18 protein-coding genes and 1 pseudogene are annotated in these 15,848 nt (G+C 68.9%); 6 read left to right on the top strand and 13 right to left on the bottom strand.

What is annotated here, in order from left to right; genetic code table 11:
- Positions 1-294 precede the first annotated feature (294 nt).
- Positions 295-636: a hypothetical protein gene (locus Pme01_RS14045; RefSeq protein WP_168116768.1), complete on the top strand. Its 342-nt coding sequence runs from the start codon at positions 295-297 to the stop codon at positions 634-636.
- Between the two features lie 48 nt (positions 637-684).
- Here Pme01_RS14045 and Pme01_RS14050 read toward each other — a convergent pair whose 3' ends face one another.
- Entirely contained in the window at positions 685-1,653 is a 969-nt protein-coding gene (locus tag Pme01_RS14050) for an SLAC1 family transporter (protein ID WP_168116767.1), read from the bottom strand.
- Between the two features lie 311 nt (positions 1,654-1,964).
- Between Pme01_RS14050 and Pme01_RS31480 the strand changes: the two genes are divergently transcribed.
- Positions 1,965-2,096: a hypothetical protein gene (locus tag Pme01_RS31480; RefSeq protein ID WP_275408525.1), complete on the top strand. Its 132-nt coding sequence runs from the start codon at positions 1,965-1,967 to the stop codon at positions 2,094-2,096.
- An 85-nt stretch (positions 2,097-2,181) separates the two neighbouring features.
- On the opposite strand, the gene Pme01_RS14055 is transcribed toward Pme01_RS31480, so the two are convergent.
- From Pme01_RS14055 to Pme01_RS14070, 4 genes are all read right to left on the bottom strand, one after another.
- Positions 2,182-2,709 (bottom strand): DUF302 domain-containing protein, encoded by a 528-nt coding sequence (locus tag Pme01_RS14055; RefSeq protein ID WP_168116766.1) that lies wholly within the window; start codon positions 2,707-2,709, stop codon positions 2,182-2,184.
- Positions 2,706-3,644, bottom strand: a complete 939-nt coding sequence (locus Pme01_RS14060; RefSeq protein ID WP_168116765.1) for an NAD(P)H-binding protein — start codon at positions 3,642-3,644, stop codon at positions 2,706-2,708. The genes Pme01_RS14055 and Pme01_RS14060 overlap by 4 nt, the downstream gene beginning before the upstream one ends.
- A gap of 809 nt (positions 3,645-4,453) precedes the next feature.
- Complete coding sequence (locus Pme01_RS14065; protein ID WP_168116764.1) at positions 4,454-4,846, bottom strand: SCO5389 family protein; 393 nt, start codon at positions 4,844-4,846, stop codon at positions 4,454-4,456.
- Positions 4,847-4,874: 28 nt separating this feature from the next.
- Positions 4,875-5,849, bottom strand: coding sequence for an ATP-binding protein (locus Pme01_RS14070; protein WP_168116763.1), 975 nt, complete (start codon positions 5,847-5,849; stop codon positions 4,875-4,877).
- A 544-nt stretch (positions 5,850-6,393) separates the two neighbouring features.
- Between Pme01_RS14070 and Pme01_RS14075 the strand changes: the two genes are divergently transcribed.
- Complete coding sequence (locus Pme01_RS14075) at positions 6,394-7,089, top strand: type 1 glutamine amidotransferase domain-containing protein (protein WP_168116762.1); 696 nt, start codon at positions 6,394-6,396, stop codon at positions 7,087-7,089.
- Positions 7,090-7,324: 235 nt separating this feature from the next.
- Here the strand turns inward: Pme01_RS14075 and Pme01_RS14080 are convergent, their stop codons facing one another.
- The 5 genes and pseudogenes from Pme01_RS14080 to Pme01_RS30960 all read right to left on the bottom strand — a co-directional run.
- Entirely contained in the window at positions 7,325-8,335 is a 1,011-nt protein-coding gene (locus tag Pme01_RS14080) for an NAD(P)H-dependent flavin oxidoreductase (protein WP_168116761.1), read from the bottom strand.
- A gap of 146 nt (positions 8,336-8,481) precedes the next feature.
- Positions 8,482-8,916: a tautomerase family protein gene (locus Pme01_RS14085; protein WP_168116760.1), complete on the bottom strand. Its 435-nt coding sequence runs from the start codon at positions 8,914-8,916 to the stop codon at positions 8,482-8,484.
- Between the two features lie 194 nt (positions 8,917-9,110).
- Positions 9,111-9,251, bottom strand: a complete 141-nt coding sequence (locus tag Pme01_RS14090) for a hypothetical protein (RefSeq protein WP_203935616.1) — start codon at positions 9,249-9,251, stop codon at positions 9,111-9,113.
- A gap of 183 nt (positions 9,252-9,434) precedes the next feature.
- Positions 9,435-10,298 carry an oxidoreductase dimerization domain-containing protein gene (locus Pme01_RS31780; protein ID WP_338090172.1) on the bottom strand — a complete coding sequence of 288 codons (864 nt, stop codon included), beginning with the start codon at positions 10,296-10,298 and terminating at the stop codon, positions 9,435-9,437.
- Positions 10,202-10,858, bottom strand: a pseudogene (locus tag Pme01_RS30960) (FAD-dependent oxidoreductase); the annotation flags it as partial. The gene Pme01_RS31780 and the pseudogene Pme01_RS30960, both read right to left, overlap by 97 nt.
- A 51-nt stretch (positions 10,859-10,909) precedes the next feature.
- Between Pme01_RS30960 and Pme01_RS14100 the strand changes: the two are divergent.
- Positions 10,910-11,095: a hypothetical protein gene (locus tag Pme01_RS14100; RefSeq protein ID WP_168116759.1), complete on the top strand. Its 186-nt coding sequence runs from the start codon at positions 10,910-10,912 to the stop codon at positions 11,093-11,095.
- A gap of 20 nt (positions 11,096-11,115) precedes the next feature.
- Here Pme01_RS14100 and Pme01_RS14105 read toward each other — a convergent pair whose 3' ends face one another.
- From Pme01_RS14105 to Pme01_RS14115, 3 genes are all read right to left on the bottom strand, one after another.
- Positions 11,116-11,298, bottom strand: coding sequence for a hypothetical protein (locus Pme01_RS14105; RefSeq protein WP_168116758.1), 183 nt, complete (start codon positions 11,296-11,298; stop codon positions 11,116-11,118).
- A gap of 461 nt (positions 11,299-11,759) precedes the next feature.
- The gene (locus Pme01_RS14110; protein ID WP_168116757.1) at positions 11,760-12,500 is read right to left on the bottom strand and encodes an SDR family oxidoreductase; all 741 of its coding nucleotides are present in this window, start codon (positions 12,498-12,500) and stop codon (positions 11,760-11,762) included.
- 407 nt (positions 12,501-12,907) lie between these two features.
- Positions 12,908-13,294, bottom strand: coding sequence for an ArsR/SmtB family transcription factor (locus Pme01_RS14115; RefSeq protein WP_168116756.1), 387 nt, complete (start codon positions 13,292-13,294; stop codon positions 12,908-12,910).
- A gap of 104 nt (positions 13,295-13,398) precedes the next feature.
- Here Pme01_RS14115 and Pme01_RS14120 point away from each other — a divergent pair, with 104 nt between their 5' ends.
- Positions 13,399-15,378 (top strand): heavy metal translocating P-type ATPase, encoded by a 1,980-nt coding sequence (locus Pme01_RS14120; protein WP_203935627.1) that lies wholly within the window; start codon positions 13,399-13,401, stop codon positions 15,376-15,378.
- Positions 15,375-15,761: a (2Fe-2S) ferredoxin domain-containing protein gene (locus Pme01_RS14125; RefSeq protein ID WP_444544227.1), complete on the top strand. Its 387-nt coding sequence runs from the start codon at positions 15,375-15,377 to the stop codon at positions 15,759-15,761. The genes Pme01_RS14120 and Pme01_RS14125 overlap by 4 nt, the downstream gene beginning before the upstream one ends.
- Positions 15,762-15,848: the final 87 nt, after the last annotated feature.

A 15,848-nucleotide genomic window follows, 5' to 3' on the forward strand; every position in this document is an offset into this window, starting at 1 on the left:
CAACGTGCTCGACCCGACGATGAACGATCAGCAAGCCCAGGTTGACCAACCGCATCCGACAACTACCCACAGCGGCCAGCGCGAACCCGCGTAATCCCCTGATCAGAGCACGGTTGCCCAGCGCCGTGACGCGGTCGCTTCCGTGCCAACGGTGATACAAGCCGGTGTGGGTGACTGGCCGGTTGGTCGCTTCGGTTGGTGGTGCATACCCCCGCCTCCGTTGCCGTTTCCGCTGTCTGGTGCGCGGAACCTGGGGTTGCAGGGCTGTGGTCTCGGGGACAAGTTTCCGATGCGATGCCCACCGCGCGGCCCGCCGCCTACGACGATCAGGCGTCGCACCAGATCCAGCCGGTCCGGCTCCCCGTGCTGGGCAATCGGCCGCTGACGAAGTCAACGAGCGAGTCGATGATGGTCGGGCACCGCGTCGAGGAAGGACGCGGCATCGTGGGCGGCCGCCTCGGTGGTGTCGGGGTGCAACCGGTAGAGGTGAGGCCGGGGCTGCTGAACAGCACGACCTCGCCGTCTCGGGCGAACTCGTCGGTCAGCGCCAGGTCGTGGTCATCGAGGTTGCTCATCACGTGCAGGGAGAACACCAGCGGGGTGGTGCAGGGCGCCGAGGCGCCGGTACGCGAATGACTTGCGATCCACGAACCGGCGGGTATGCCGTGACGGCGGTGCTTGCGGTTACCGGAGTTGGGGCAGGAACCTGCGGCGGGCGAGGGCGGCCGTGGTCTCGGCGGCGAGGGCGGCGATGAAGGCGGTGATCGCGAGGAGGACGACCCAGGCCCAGATCTTGTACCCGACGGGTCTTCCGTAGTTGATCCAGTGCAGGGCGAAGGTGGCGACGGCGGCGTACGGGAACGCGAACGACCAGAACGCGGGGCCGAAGGCCAGCCGGCGATAGACCGGGATGAGCCGGAGTTGGACGATGACGGCGAGGGCGGTGAAGCCGCCGAGCGCCAGGGCGACGAGGTCGACCCTGCCGTGGGTGATGGCCAGGTACGCGAGGCCGGCGAGGGCGGGTGGTGCGACCTCGATGGCCAGGGTTGGCTTCAGTGGTCGTGGCAGTGGTGCGCGGAACATTAGCCGGGCCATGATGACCGACCCGATGAGCAGCCACGACAGGACGCCGAGGCCCATGAACGCGTGGGCGAGGCCGGTCCAGCCGGCCAGCGCCGCGCCGATGGAGGCGATGAGCCCGCCGGCCACGGCGGGCAGGACGTAGCCGGAGTGCAGCGTGTCCAGGTCGAGGTCTTCGACGATCCACTGGCCGGTCATCCATCCCGCCAGAACGGTGGTGGCGGCGGCGAAGATCGCGAACAGCCACCGGCCGGCGGCGGAGGCATGTGGCAGCAGGCCGATCGCCAGGAGCATGCCGACGATCGGGATCAGCGACACGAACGGTCCCAGCACCGGATCGGTCAGTTCGGCGCGCCAGCCGCCGCGCCGGCGCGGTACCTGCGAGAGGTAGCCGACCACGAGGGCCAGCCAGACCACGGCGGTGAGGATGAACAGGACGTCGGCCACGACCGCGGGCGCCAGCCCCAGCATGGCCGCGTACCCCCAGCAGACGGCCAGGCCGGCCATTCCGTAGGCGATCCCGAACATGTTCGGCGTGATCCCGACCTGAGGCCGGGCCGTCCGCGTGGTCATCCGCGTCCCCCAAGCGAATACCGGCGGTCAAGGTGCCCTCCCACGGATTCGCCGACCGGTGGCGGATCGGCGATATTGTGGCCCCGGCCGCCGGACGGACGCCTACCCGGCAATCCGGGGCGTTATTCGCCGCGCATGCATTCGCCCGTCCAGCACAGCGCACACATCCCATCCGGGCGTGAAGGCTTGTTCAACCTCGTCAGGTCGCTGCCGGACGAGCCGGCCCACGGAGTCGGCCTCGCCATGTCGGAGTGCGGCATGGTTATGGTCCGGGGACGTTACACCGGCTACGGGCAGCCGCGACGTGGATCGTGGCCGACTTCGTACGCATGGAGGACGGCCAGCTCCGCGAGCACTGCGACATCGTCGAAGACGAGGTCACGCGCGAGAACGCCGCTCGCGGACTGCCCGTGTTCGGTGACGTCTTCCCCGCAGACCGCTGAGCCCGTTCCCACGGTCCTGCAGCCGACGCGTTCCTGCCCGCCCGGGTAGAAGCGGTCGCCCGCCTGGCTGGCCAGCAGTCGTTGCTCACGTGGTGAGACACGGGGGAACCGGCCAGTGCAGCGCGTCGAGCAGGCCGGCGAGCTTGTGGTCGAGTTCGGTGCCGACCGCGGTGATGTCCGGGTTTCCCAGCGACGAGAACTGCCGGCTGGGTTGTTCGGTCGCAAACAGTGTCGGGCCGCCGGGAGGTTGCGAGATGACGGTGCGCAGCGGGGCGTACAGCATGGCGGCCGGGTCGTGGCGGAACATCCGCTCGGCGATCGTGTGGTTGCCCATGAGATAGGCGGTGCAGCGCGCCGTGTTTCCGGCGAGGCCCATCAGGGGATCGGCGGCCAGTCTCCAGTAGATCAGAAATCCGTGCTCGGCGAGTTCGTCGGTCAGATCGAGCACGGTTTGCCAGCCGACGGTGTCGGCTACGAGTTGGTCGAAGCGCGCGGCCGGGTACGTGGGCACGGCGGCCTCATATCGTGCGACGGCGTCGTCGAACGAGCCGTCGACCTCGATTGCCAAGCGGCGGGCTGCCCAGTCCACCGCGGTGATCTGCGGTTGGGTCATGGCGTCTTCCCGACGGTTGGCCGTGCGAAGAGCGTGACGTGATCGGTGACCCAGTCGCGGACGCTGGTGGGTTGCCGTCCGGTGACGGCCTCGACGTCGTGGGTCAGCCGGTCGTAGCGGTTCTCGCGGTGCAGGCGCGCCATGGTGGCCAGGTGCTCGCGCAGGTGCTCGGGCAGGCCGAGTGGGTTCAGTTCCTGGTCGATCCACTGCTGGAGCGGAACGTCGACGTAGGTGATGGGCCGGCCCAGCGCCGCGAAGTACTCGGCCGCCATCGCGGTCATGTCTTGCGATCGTGGCCCGGTGAGCTCGTAGGTCTTGCCGATGTGCGACGTCGGGTCGACGAGCACGGTGGCGATCACCTCGGCGACGTCTCCGGCTGCGATCGGTGAGGTGCGTGCGGAGCCGAACGGCAACCGTATTGTGTCGTTGCCGGCGATCGACGAGGCGGCGATCGTCATGAAGATGGGGTTTTCGAGGAACACGGTCGGCCGTATGTCTACGACCGGAAGGCCGGACCAGTTGAGCACCTGCTCGCCAAGCCAATGCTGGCGCTGTTGCGCCGACTCCGTCGTGCTCGTGAGCGTCATCTGGGACACGGTCAGCTGCGAGATATTGACCAGCGCTGCCAGGTTTCCGTACTCACGCGCGGCGGCCGCCACCGTCACCGTCGCCTCCAGGTACCGGGACGACACGCTCATGCCGAAGTACATGCGACGGCACCCGGCCATCGCGTCAATGACGTCGCGCGCGTCGGTGAGATCCCCGACCACGACCTCGGCACCGGTCGCGCGCAGGGCCTCGGCACGTTCGTCCTCGCGGTGCACGAACGCGCGGACCGGTACGTCCCGGTTGCGCAGGAGTTCCACGGTGGTCCGGCCGACCGCTCCCACACCTCCGGCTGCACCGGTTACGAGAACGGGTGACCCATTCGGCATCGGCACGTCCCTCCGCTGGTTTTGCGCTGGTGTGTTGCCTGCCCGATCAGGCGGGTGCTACCCGGCTCTTAGGCAGGTCAACCCCGCGTCGCACCACGTCAACGAGCCGACGCGGGTACGGCGAAAGTAGCCGGGCCGCGACCACCGCAAACCACGCCGCTCGCTCCAAATCGACCATGGGACGTGACCAGGCGGGGTCATGCGCCGGCTCGGCTCCGGGTGTTCGCCATCGCGGTAGCCGCCATCACCCTCGGGCGAGGCCGCTCGCAGGCGAGCCCGCCGCGCCGGGTAACACGCGTGTTCTGCCGGCCGGGCTCGCCGCACTCCTCGTCGATGTCTACCTGTACCGAATGGCCTGTGCGCCGACGCCGGATATTCCCGCAGGGCGGCCACCACACAGCAACTCGCGTCGATCGATATCGTCTGGCTGGGTGGACCCGGAGGGTCGGGTTCGGTCTGGGTGTGTGATGCCTTAGTTGGAGATCAGTCGGGCGGCGCGTCCGGCAGCGGCGGAGGGGATTACCGAGGGCGCCGTTGCATTGTTGAATCGACGGACGTGTTGGAACCCGCGTCCAGTCTCGGGTCAGATCGTTCGGGTGATTCGGCGAATGCCACCCCGCCGCGTAACCGGCGGGGCATCGATGGCGAGTTCGTGTCGCGGCGTCGCGCAGGGTCTACGCGGGGTCGGAGTCGGGGAACCGCCCGGCGAGCAGGAACAGGTCGACCCGAGTGTGCGGGGCGCGGTCATGCCGCCCGGCGCGGTCCGGTCCACGGGGTGGACCGGACCCGCCGGGCGGGTGATTGTGCGGTCAGCAGTCACGAAGCTCCGGTGACTGGTTGAGTAGCTGTCCGCGTGGCGATACGAAGTCGCGATAGGCCGCCCCGTTCACGGCGGTGGTTGCGAACGCGGCGACGCGGTGGCAGTTCTGGAACGCCAGCTTCACGCCGAAGTGGCGTTCCAATCCGCCGCGGATGGCGTCGCTGGCCAGGGCCCGCAGGAGCTGGCCGCGTTGGGTCTCGCTGGGTGGGGGAACCGTGTGGTCGGCGAACTCGCCGCCGTCGCGGTGCAGGTCGGCGGCGACCTCGTTGATGACCGCCCAGGCGTAGGGTAGCGAGTCGCGTACGCAGGCGACGAATTCCGCATCGTCGACGGGTCCGGCTTCGGCGCGTTCCTGCAGGGCGGTGGGTACGTCGAGAGACATCGTTTCTCCTTGGGTCGGCGGGGTTTCCTCAGCGGACGGACAGGGTTGGCGTCGCCGGGCCGAGCACGAACTCAGGATCGATCTGGTCGGCGAGGTCTTCGCCGGCGCGGTCATTGGCCCACGCGATCGCGTTGCGTAGGTGGAACTCCACGGCCTGTGCGGTGTAGCGTCCCCAGTTTTTGACGGAGGCGTCCAGGGCGGTCCGGACGGCGCACAATGCGGCGGCGTTGGCGGGCTCCAGGTCCGTGATGGGCAGGATCCGGCCGCGTTCGGCGGCTTTGATGAAGGCCGACCGGCCGATCCAGGTCAGCAGGTCATCGCCGACCTGCTCGCGCAGGAACGTCACGTCGGCGTCGTCGTCGACCTTGTTGCCGACCACCGCCAGCCGGACGTCGAAGTCGCGGGCGTAGTCCACGTACTGCCGGTACACCCTGGTGCTGCGAAGGGTCGGCTCGCAGACCAGCACGGTGAGGTCGAAGCGGGTGAAAAGGCCGGAGGCGAACGCGTCCGCGCCGGCGGTCATGTCGACGACCACGTACTCGCCCGGCTCGTCGACGAAATGGTTCAGCAGCAGTTCGACCGTGCCGACCTTGGAGTGGTAGCAGGCCACTCCGAGATCCTCGACGGCGAATGCGCCGGTGACCGCTAGTCGGACCCCGCCGACGTCGCGCACCAGTCGGTCGTAGAGAGGGTTCGACTCGGCGACCCGCAACAGTCGCGAGCCCCGGCCCGGCGGGGTCGTCTTGACCATGGCCGCGGCAGAGGAGATCCGCGGGTTGCTCCCACGCAGGTACTCCTTGATCTCGGTGAGGTGTTCGCCGAGCGCGGGCAGTAGCACCGCCTCGTCTTCCGGCATGCCCAGGGCCGCCGCCAGGTGCTGGTTGATGTCGGCGTCGAAGGCCAGTAGTGGTGCGGCGGGCGTCGACGCGGCGAGATGGCGGGCGAACAGGGCGGCCAGCGTGGTCTTGCCGCTACCGCCCTTCCCGACGAAGGCTATCTTCACAACTGGTACTGATATCCGTTTTCAACAAGGTTCGCAAGCTGTGGGCCTCACTATGCACACGAGCGAATTTGATAATGAATATGATTTTCAATTAGCGTCCCGGTGACTGCTGGATCTCACCTCGGAGCCCTCGACGTGTCGCTGCGTTGCCGATTCCTGCGCTTTCGGTACCGAATCGCCTGGCTGGCAGGCGCAGCCGGAGTCCTTGCCGTCACCATGACCGCTGGCGGCCGCCGAATCGAGACCTTCATCGATCAAGCCCTGCCTGGCCGGGCAGTGGCTCATGCAGCAACGCCGGGGACTAGAGCCGTTCTGACGGACCGAGAGTCCAGGGCGTCCCTTGACCCGCTCCGCGTGCTTCCGGACCCGGCCGATGCGGCACCAAGGTCATGCCCCGAGACCAGATCGATGGCTTCCTGCACAAGTCCGCCCAGGTCACATAGGGGATGGCTGAGTAGTGGGCACCCGTAGGGGTAGTGCGGGGGATGTCAGAGCGCCGGTGGCGCTTGGCGACCGCCGGACCGGATCGAGGGGGCGATTGTCGGTGGGCAAGATCCTGTTCGTTCTGACCGGGGCGAGTTACTGGACGCTGAAGGATGGTCACCGGCATCCCACTGGCTACTGGGCCGAGGAGTTCGTGGCCCCGTACAGCGCTTTCGTCGAGGCCGGCCATGAGGTCACCGTGGCTACGCCGGGTGCGGTGGTGCCCACCGTGGACATGATGAGCCTGCGGCCGGACATGGCCGGCGGTGCGCAGACGGTGCGGGAGGAGGAGGACGTCATCGAGCGTGCCGACGAGCTGCGGTGGCCGATCGCGCTGAAGGATGCCCGTCTGGACGACTATGACGCGGTGTACTACCCCGGCGGCCACGGGCCGATGGAAGACCTGGCGTTCGACGCCGACTCGGGAAAGCTGCTGGTGGACGCGCTGGCGTCGGGCAAGCCGCTGGCCGTGGTGTGCCACGCGCCGGCGGCGCTGCTGGCCACCCGGGACGCGGACGGCACGTCGCCGTTCGCCGGCTATCGGATAACCGGCTTCACCAATGACGAGGAGGAGGCAGTGGGCTTGGCGTCCAAGGCGAAGTGGCTGATGGAGGACGAGGTCAAGAAGCTCGGCGTGGAGTTCTCCCGCGGCCCGATCTGGCAGCCGTACATCGTAGTGGATCGCAACCTGTACACCGGACAGAACCCCGCGTCCGCCGGACCGCTGGCCAAGGAACCTTTGAAGGTCCTCACCTAACCACAGCAACGCTGGGCTGAGGCAGGATCTCTGTCCCGTGATCGGGGGCATGATCCGAACCTGGACGCCGGACGAGTTCTGGGAGATGGCACAGCCGCTGATCCCGGTACCGGCCAGGGTTCCCAGGGCGGTGGCAAGCGGTGGGCCGACGACCGGGCGGCGCTGGCCGCGATCGTGTACCTGGTACGGGCCGGCTGTTCCCAAAAGGTTCGGTGCGCGCCTGCTGGCCTGGCTGTCAAGAGTCCAGCAGGTTCTCCGCCTGCCCCATCATCTCATCGACGATTCTCGCTGCAGGATCGATTGAGGTGATGGCGCCGACCCCGGTGCCGGCCGGGTAAACCATCAGGTCCCAATCCCCGGTGGTGTCGACGCTTGGCGGCAGGTTGGAATACCGTGGCATGTCGTACGGCAACTTCGCCGAATGCGGAAACAGCGTGGTATGCCCGATTGGGGCGCCCTGGGTGAACTCAGCCGGCGGGTTCGCATCCGCCTCGACGGCGAACGGGGTGGCCAGCACACGGTACGACTGGTCCGGCCATTCCGGTCCGAACACCTTCGTGACGATCGTCGCACCGTCCGACCGGACGAGCCGCTGCTTGTACTCCTCGTTCGCGTACGCCTCGACGGACGCGACGAAGCGGGTGCCGACCCAGACGCCGTCGGCTCCCTCGTTAAGGGTGGCGGCCACGTTCTCGCCGGTACTGATGCCGCCCGCCCCGAGCAGCAACGCTTCCGGAAAACGTTGCCGGATCGCGCTCAGCAACTGCGCGCGAGACGAAACCGCCCGCACGTGCCCACCCGCCTCGCGCCCCTGCGCAATCAGGCCGTCGACGCCGGCCGCCATTGCCTGGGCGGCGAGGTCGACGGAGGACACCTGCATCCACACCTTGATCCCGGCAGAGCGAAGCCGCGAGATCCACTCTGCAGGCGGAACGTCGTGGTGGAATACGACCAACGGGACTCGAAGCTCCACGCAGGCGGCGACGTGCTCCGGCGTGCTGGCCGGGCCGAATGCGGTCTCCGCGCAGATAAGGCCAACGCCCCACGGCTTGTCGGTGAGATCGCGGATCCGGCCGACCATGGACTGCAAGCTCGGCACCGGATCGGGCGATGCGCCCAGCACACCCAGGCCACCCGCGCTCGACACCGCGGCCGCGAGACCTTCGTACGAGACGAATCCCATGCCCGCGCTGACCAGTGGGTGACGTATCCCGTACTCCCTGGTCAGTCTCGTTGAAATCGGCATTTCACTTCCCAATCTCCGACCTCATCGCCGGCTTCCTCGCCCAGGCCGGCATGACCGTCGAACCTGAACTGTCATGACGACGCAGACGTCAGTCTTTCGACATCTGGAGCGCGACTGGACACGTGGCGACGCGCTTGCCGGCGCCATCAATCGCCGATCAGTGGAGATGGCCTGTTCTGCGCGGCCCATCGCCGCTCGTCCGCCGATCCAGGGGCCGGAGGGAAATATCCGTCGATAGTCCAGAACTCGAACGGTGTCTCGTCGATGTGGATCTCCCAGTGGAGCCTTCGGTCCTTGAGGAAGGGCGCTAGCGTTTGGTTTATGGTGTCCATCCACCATCGGCGCCTGCTTGGATCAGGTGTGCGGCGAGCGATGTGATCGATCCAAATCCTCACGTACCTGTCGTTAGGCTCGCCGCCCACGAAGAACTCCTCGGCCGAGAATTCATGGAACGCCACGCTCACATAGAACCTCGGTATTTCGACAAGGTCAGCGTAGAGCGCCGTAACCTGTGCGGCAAATTCCTGTCTTTCCTTGGCGGTGTACGTTCCCTCCGGATGATAAACGTGCCACATCGGCATGATGACTCCTTTCCCTGACTGTTTCACGCGTCAACGGCGGAGTCATTTGCTCAAGGCGACGCTGGGTAAAGCGCATTGATGCCATGGCTGAGTCTCCGTTGTCGCGGCGGTGTCCTCCGCAGTCGCGGGCCCCGACAGGCTGCTGTGAGCTGCTTGAACGCGTATGGGACGACCAGCAAAGATTTAGAACTCAATCATCTGGGAAACCGGCCGACAATGGCTCCGACGGCTACGGCCGCGACGAAGTCGAACGCCGACATCTCGGCCAGGGTGCGGCGTTCACCGACGCGGAAGCAGATCACGGCGGTGGCGTAAAGCAGCAGGGTCTTGGCCACGACTCACCACAGGTCGTGCGGGGATCCGAACACCATCGACACGGGCCGCGCTGCCCGAACCGAGCGCACCACAAACGCGGCATGGCTGCCGGGGGTGACCGCCCCGCAGCCCCTGTCGTGGACGAGGATCGGCGGGGACGTGGACTGGCTGGTCGGCGTGCTGCCGTGAACGGCCCGCAAGCGTCACGGTCCGTACTGCTCGAGCAGGCGCAGCCAGATCTCGGTGACGGTCGGGAACGGCGGGACGGCGTGCCACAGCTGGTCGAGGGGGACCTCGGCGTTGACCGCGACGGTGGCCGAGTGCAGTAGGTCGTCGATGTCCGGGGCGACGAAGCTGGCATCGAGGAGTACCCGCCGGTCCTCATCGACGACGAGCTTCGCCCGGCCGGTGTAGCCGACGCCGCGGACTTCGGCGCCGGCAACCGCGCCGATGTCGTACTCCACGGTCCGAACGGGGTAGCCGTCGGCGCGCGCCTGGGACTCGGTTTTGCCGACCATGCAGACCTGCGGCTCGGTGAACACGATCTGGGGTGCGCCCCGGTCGTCGGCGGTGTCGCGCAGTCCCGGCGTGTCGTCGGGCAGACCCTGGGCTCGGGCCGCGATCACGTCGCCGCAGATGCGGGCCTGGTACTTGCCCACGTGGGTGAGCAGGTTGCGGCCGTTGACGTCGCCGACGGCGTAGAGCCAGCCGTCGGGCATCGCGGTGGCCCGCATGCTGCTGTCGACCTCGATCGGGTCGTGTGTTTGCAGGCCGATGGTCTCCAGGCCGAGGTCGTCGATCGCCGGTCGGCGGCCGGTGCCGAGGAGGAGTTCGTCGGCGTCGACCTGCGCGCCATCGTCGGTGTGAACGGTGACCGGGCCACCCGGAACCGCCCGCTCAACGCTGGTCGCCGTGCGCCGAAGCGCACGTCGATACCCGACTTCTGGAACGACGCCGCCACCATCTCGCCGGCGAACGGCTCGGCCCGCTCGAGCAGGCGGTCGCGGCGCACGAGCACCGTCGTCTCCTGAGCGCCGAGGGAGTGCAGCGCCTGGGCCATCTCGCAGGCCACCGGCCCGGCGCCGATCACGGCCAGGCGCTTGGGCACCTGCTGGACCTCGGTGGCCTCCCGGTTGGTCCACGGCTGTGCCTCCCGCAGGCCGGGCACGCCGGGAATCGCGGGGTCGCTGCCGGTGGCGACGACGACGGCGTGCCGGGCCTGCAGCGGCCGTGGCCCACCGTCCGGTGTGCTCACCTCGACCCGCAAGGGCCCGGCGAGGCGTCCGTGGCCACGCACGAATGTCGCCGGGAGGTTGTCGACCCAGGTCACCTGGTGGCGGTCGTCGAGGCGGGACACGGTTTCGTCGCGGCGGGCCAGCACCGCCGCGGCGTCGATCGGTCCGCGCAGCTCCAGGCCCGGCATCCGGCTCACTTCGGCGGCCAGCTCCATCGGCCACAGCAGCGCCTTGCTCGGGATGCACGCGTAGTACTCGCACTCGCCGCCGGCCAGGCGCTTCTCGACGACGGCCGTGGTCAGGCCACCCCGTACGGCGCGCCCGGCCACGGTCATCCCGACCGGTCCCGCACCGATCACGATCACGTCGAAGGCGTCGTCCTTGTCCGCCATGACAGCCCTCCGGCACTGAAGGTCACGTCACCAGGTGACCTCCCCGCCAGGGTGGCGATTGAACGGGTGATCTCCAACCTACAGAGGGGATTTTTCCGGGCGTTGGTCCTCAAGGGCCGTGCCGGCGGCGAGTCGGACGGTCCGCATGCCCGGCCGGCGAGCGCGCATCGTCATCCGGTGACGGTGACGGTGACGGTGACGGTGACGGTGACGGTGACGGTGACGGTGACGCGGTAGCGACGGGGGCTACGCCGTGATCAGCCGTCCTGCAACTCCTGGAGTGCGCGTAGTTCCCGTTCGGCGTCCATCTGCTCGAACAGGGTCCGTGCGCGGTCCCACGCGGCGCGCGCCGCACCGGCCTCGCCGCGGCCGTGGCAGACCGCGCCCAGGCTGCGCAGCGCCCGGCTATGGACAATCTGGCTGGCTACGGTGTCGTCCATGGGCGAGGGGTGCTGGAAACAGCGGGCTGCCTGGTCGAGGTCGCCGGCGACCCGGTAGAGCTAGCCGAGGCTCCACCTGATGGGTATCTCGCCCGGGGTGTCGCCCTTGCGCTAGTGACGTTCCAGGCACTGGTGCAGCGGCGTGCTGGTGGTCGCCCCGGCGGGGGCTGGCCTCAGCAAGCCAGCGGAGTTCGTCGATCTCCTGCGGGGAGCCGGCGCGAGCGTTCAGCCCGGCCTGCTCCAGACGCCCCTGGGCCTCGTCGAACCGGTTCTGCGCCAGGTGGGTAAGGCCGAGGGCCATGAAGGCGTAGGGTGCTCCCTTCCGTCATTCGTCGGCTAGCCAGCCGGCCTGGTCGGCACCCAGCCGAGATTGCCTACTACGGGCGGTGTCGAGTATGTGCCCGGCGCTCAGCGGGACCCGTCCAGCCGCTCATGAAACGCGGCATTCCGTCGGCCCATAGTTACCGGACGGTCTGGAGCCAGTCCTGGTAGCGCGTGGGTGCCAGGTGTGCGTCCGGGCCGGCGATGAGCACATCACCGGTGATGCCCGCGAACATGCCGGCCGTGTCGTCGGTGATGACGGTCCGGCCGTCGTGCTGTGCCGCCAGAGTGACCCTGCCGAGTTCGTCGAGGGGGAAGACATCCGGGCCGGCAACGTTCCGGATGCCCAGCAATGGAGCTCCGGTGGCGACGCCGGCGACCGCATCGGCGACGTCCGCGGCGGCTATCGGCTGAATGCGGGTGGCGGGCAGGCGGACGGTGGTGTCGTCGGAGGTCCAGGACAAGACAGCGTGCATGAACTCGAAGAACTGGGTGGCGCGCACGATGGAGTACGGCGCGGGCCCTTGGCGGAGCAGGTGTTCCTGCAGGGTTTTGGCCCGGTAGTAGGCCAGCTGGGGTACCTGGTCCACGCCGACGATCGACAGGATCACCTGGTGCCGGACACCGGCGCGTTCCCCGGCGGCCAGCAGGTTGTCCATGGAGGTGCCGAAGAAGTCAAGGGACGCCTCGTCGAATGTCGGCGAGTTCGCCACGTTGACGACGACCTCGGCGCCCTCCAGCGCCTGGTCCAGGCCCTTGCCTGTGATCAGGTCGACGCCGGTGGACAGTGCCGCCGGGACGGCCTCGTGCCCGGCTGTGGTCAGCTTCCGGACCACCTGCGAGCCGATCAGGCCGGTACCGCCGATGACGGTGAGCTTCACGGTTCACACCTTCCCAGTAGCCAGTGACTCAATCCGGGGCGTGCAATCACGCCAAGTGGGGCGTCACAAGCTCGGTTGTCCCGTCATACGAGGGGAAGACGGCACTGCGTATTCACTTCCATCAGAATGGCCGCACAACAAGCCGTGAACCGCGCCCGGGTAGCGGCGTCGCGATGGCCGTCTCGTCGACGGCAGCCTCCCATGTGGAACCAGCAACATCTATGACGGCTCGTTCACCGGCCGGCGGATTCCCGGCCGTGGCTTGGCGGCCGAGTTGCTGCAACGCAGCGGCATTCCGGTCTTCAGTGAGTCCGAGCTCGACCTCGCCGCCGCTCTACTCGAGCGGCTGGAGACCCCGGGCGCTAGCCAGCTGACAGGCGGCGATTACGGGCGCCGGAATCTGGCGCTCAGCCGGCGACCGGGGCCGGGGTGCCGGTGTGGGTGGCGAGGTCACCGCTGGCGTGGTCGGGCAGGTCCCGGTCAGTGTGATCGGCGTGGAACAGCGCCTCGGCCAGGAGTGCACGGACGTGGACGTCGGCGGCGGAGTAGTACACGAACGTGCCCTCGCGGCGACCCCGGACCAGGCCGGCCAGGCGCAGCTTGGCCAGGTGTTGGCTGACCGCGGTGGGGGCGGCACCGACCAGGTCGGCCAGGCACGCCACCGACGACTCGCCCTGCAACAGCGCCCACAGGATCTTGATGCGGGTCGGGTCGGCGAGCAGCCGGAAGCCTTCGGCAGCGAGGTGAACCTGCTCGTCATTGGGCATCCGGAAGTCCGGCAGCGACGTGTGCACGCGCCCAGCCTAACGCGGACCTCTCTATCCGTCTGCCTAGCTGCTTGGCTACCTGCGTGAGTACGCATGTACTGTGGCTCGACGTGACAGCCACCCTTCAAGGCATCTCCACGCCCACTGCCGAACTGGCCGCCCGGCAGCCGGCACCCCGCAGGCTGGGCGGCCGGCTGTGGGCCCTGCCCGAGGTGCGCTGGGCGGCCATCGCCACCCTGCTTTTCGCCCTCGGTGGCACCGCGCAGCTGGCTGGGGCGCCGAAGCCGGTGTGGTGGGCGCTGTACCTGGCCTGCTACGCCACCGGCGGCTGGGAACCAGCCCTCGCTGGCCTGCGGGCGCTGCGCGACAAGACTCTCGACGTGGACCTGCTGATGATCGTCGCCGCCCTGGGCGCCGCCGCCATCGGGCAGGTGTTCGACGGCGCGTTGCTGATCGTCATCTTCGCCACCTCCGGCGCGCTGGAGGCGTTCGCCACCGCCCGCACCGCCGACTCGGTACGCGCCCTGCTTGACCTGACCCCGGAGAAGGCCACCCGGGTGCGCCCCGACGGTGGTGAGGAGTTCGTCGACGCCGCCACCCTCGAGGTGGGGGACGTGGTGCGGGTGCGTCCGGGCGAGCGCATCGGCGCGGACGCCGTTGTGGTGGACGGGGTCAGCGAGGTCGACCAGGCATCGATCACCGGCGAGCCGTTGCCGGTGGCCAAGTACCCCGGCGATGAGGTGTTCGCCGGAACCCTCAACGGCACCGGTTCATTCACCGCCCGGGTGCACCGAGCGGCGGGCGAGTCGGTGATCGCGCGCATCGTCGCGTTGGTCGAGGAGGCGTCGGCGACCAAGGCCAAGACGCAGCTGTTCATCGAGAAGGTCGAACAGCGGTACTCGATCGGCGTCGTGGTAGCCACCCTGGCGCTGTTCGCGATTCCACTGGCGTTCGGCGCGGCGCTGCAGCCGACCCTGCTGCGTGCGATGACGTTCATGATCGTCGCCTCGCCGTGCGCGGTGGTGTTGGCGACGATGCCGCCGCTGCTGTCGGCGATCGCCAACGCCGGCCGCCACGGCGTACTGGTCAAATCCGCCGTGGTCATGGAACGGCTCGGCGACACGCAGGTGGTGGCGTTCGACAAGACCGGCACCCTGACCGAAGGAACCCCCCGCATCGCCGAAATCCACCCCACCCTTGGCGGCGGGTTCAGCGACGGCGAACTGCTGCGCTTAGCTGCCGGCGCCGAGCACCCCAGCGAACATCCCCTGGCCGCGGCGGTGCTGGCCGCCGCCCGCCAGCGGGGTCTGGCCATCCCGGCGGCGGACACCTTCGCCTCCACCCCCGGCCGGGGCGTGTCCGCCACCGTGCAAGGACGGCTGGTGTGGGTGGGCAGCCCGGCGCTGCTGGCCGACCTCACGCCGACGCTGACCGACACCGGCGCGCCGGCGCAGATGACCGCCGCGGTCGACACCGCCGAGGCCGGCGGCCGCACCGCCGTCGTGGTCATCGTCGACAACATTCCCGCAGGAGTCCTGGCCCTCGCGGATCAGTTGCGCCCCTACGCCGCGTCGACCGTCACCGCGCTGACCGCGCTCACCGGCACCGCGCCGGTCCTGGTCACCGGCGACAACCCCGGCGCCGCCCGGCGGCTGGCCGACGAGGTCGGCATCACCGAGGTACACGCCGGGCTGCTGCCTACCGACAAGGTTGCCCGCGTCCATGCTCTGCAAGGCGACGGTCGGCGGGTGCTGCTCGTCGGCGACGGTGTCAACGATGCCCCCGCGCTGGCCGCCGCCGACCTCGGCGTCGCGATGGGCAGCCACGGCTCGGACCTGGCGTTGCAGACCGCCGACGCGGTCATCGTCCGCGACGAGCTATCCACCCTGCCGGCCGTGATCGCACTGGCGCGGCGAGCGCGCCGGCTGGTCGTGGCCAACCTGGCCATCGCGGCGACGTTCATCACCGTGCTAGTCGCCTGGGACCTCTTCGGCCACCTGCCCCTGCCGCTCGGCGTGGCCGGCCACGAAGGCTCCACCGTCATCGTCGGCCTCAACGGCCTGCGTCTGCTGCGCGCCCGGGCCTGGCGCCCCGCTACGGTCAACCGGTGAAACGCACACGCGCCGGGGCCGGATGCACGGTGACGGTCTGCCGCGGCTGCTGCTGCGGCACCACCGCCAAACACCCCGACGTCGACCACGCCGGACAGCTGGCCCGGTTGCGCGGTGCTCTCGTAGGCGTCGCGCAGGTCCGGGTCAGTGACTGCCTGGACGTCTGCGAGCACTCCAACGTGGTGGTCGTCAGTCCATCGCCGGCCGGCCGGAAGGCCGGGGCGCGACCGGTGTGGCTGGGCTTCGTTCTCGACGACGGCGCCGTCGACGACATCGCCGCCTGGGTGGGCTCCGGCGGACCGGGCCTCGCCGACCCGCCCGTCACCGTCGACCTGTATGCGTTCACACCACCCCGCCGGGCAGCCCGGGCCGCCGAACGCTGATCCACCGTTGCCCGCGTATGCTGCAGGCCGCGCCCGGCCCTCGTGGCGGGGCACAGCGAGGCCCCTGGCAGAGGGCGTCACGATCAC

This window comes from Planosporangium mesophilum (genome assembly GCF_016863255.1).
Classification (GTDB): Bacteria; Actinomycetota; Actinomycetes; order Mycobacteriales; family Micromonosporaceae; genus Planosporangium; species Planosporangium mesophilum.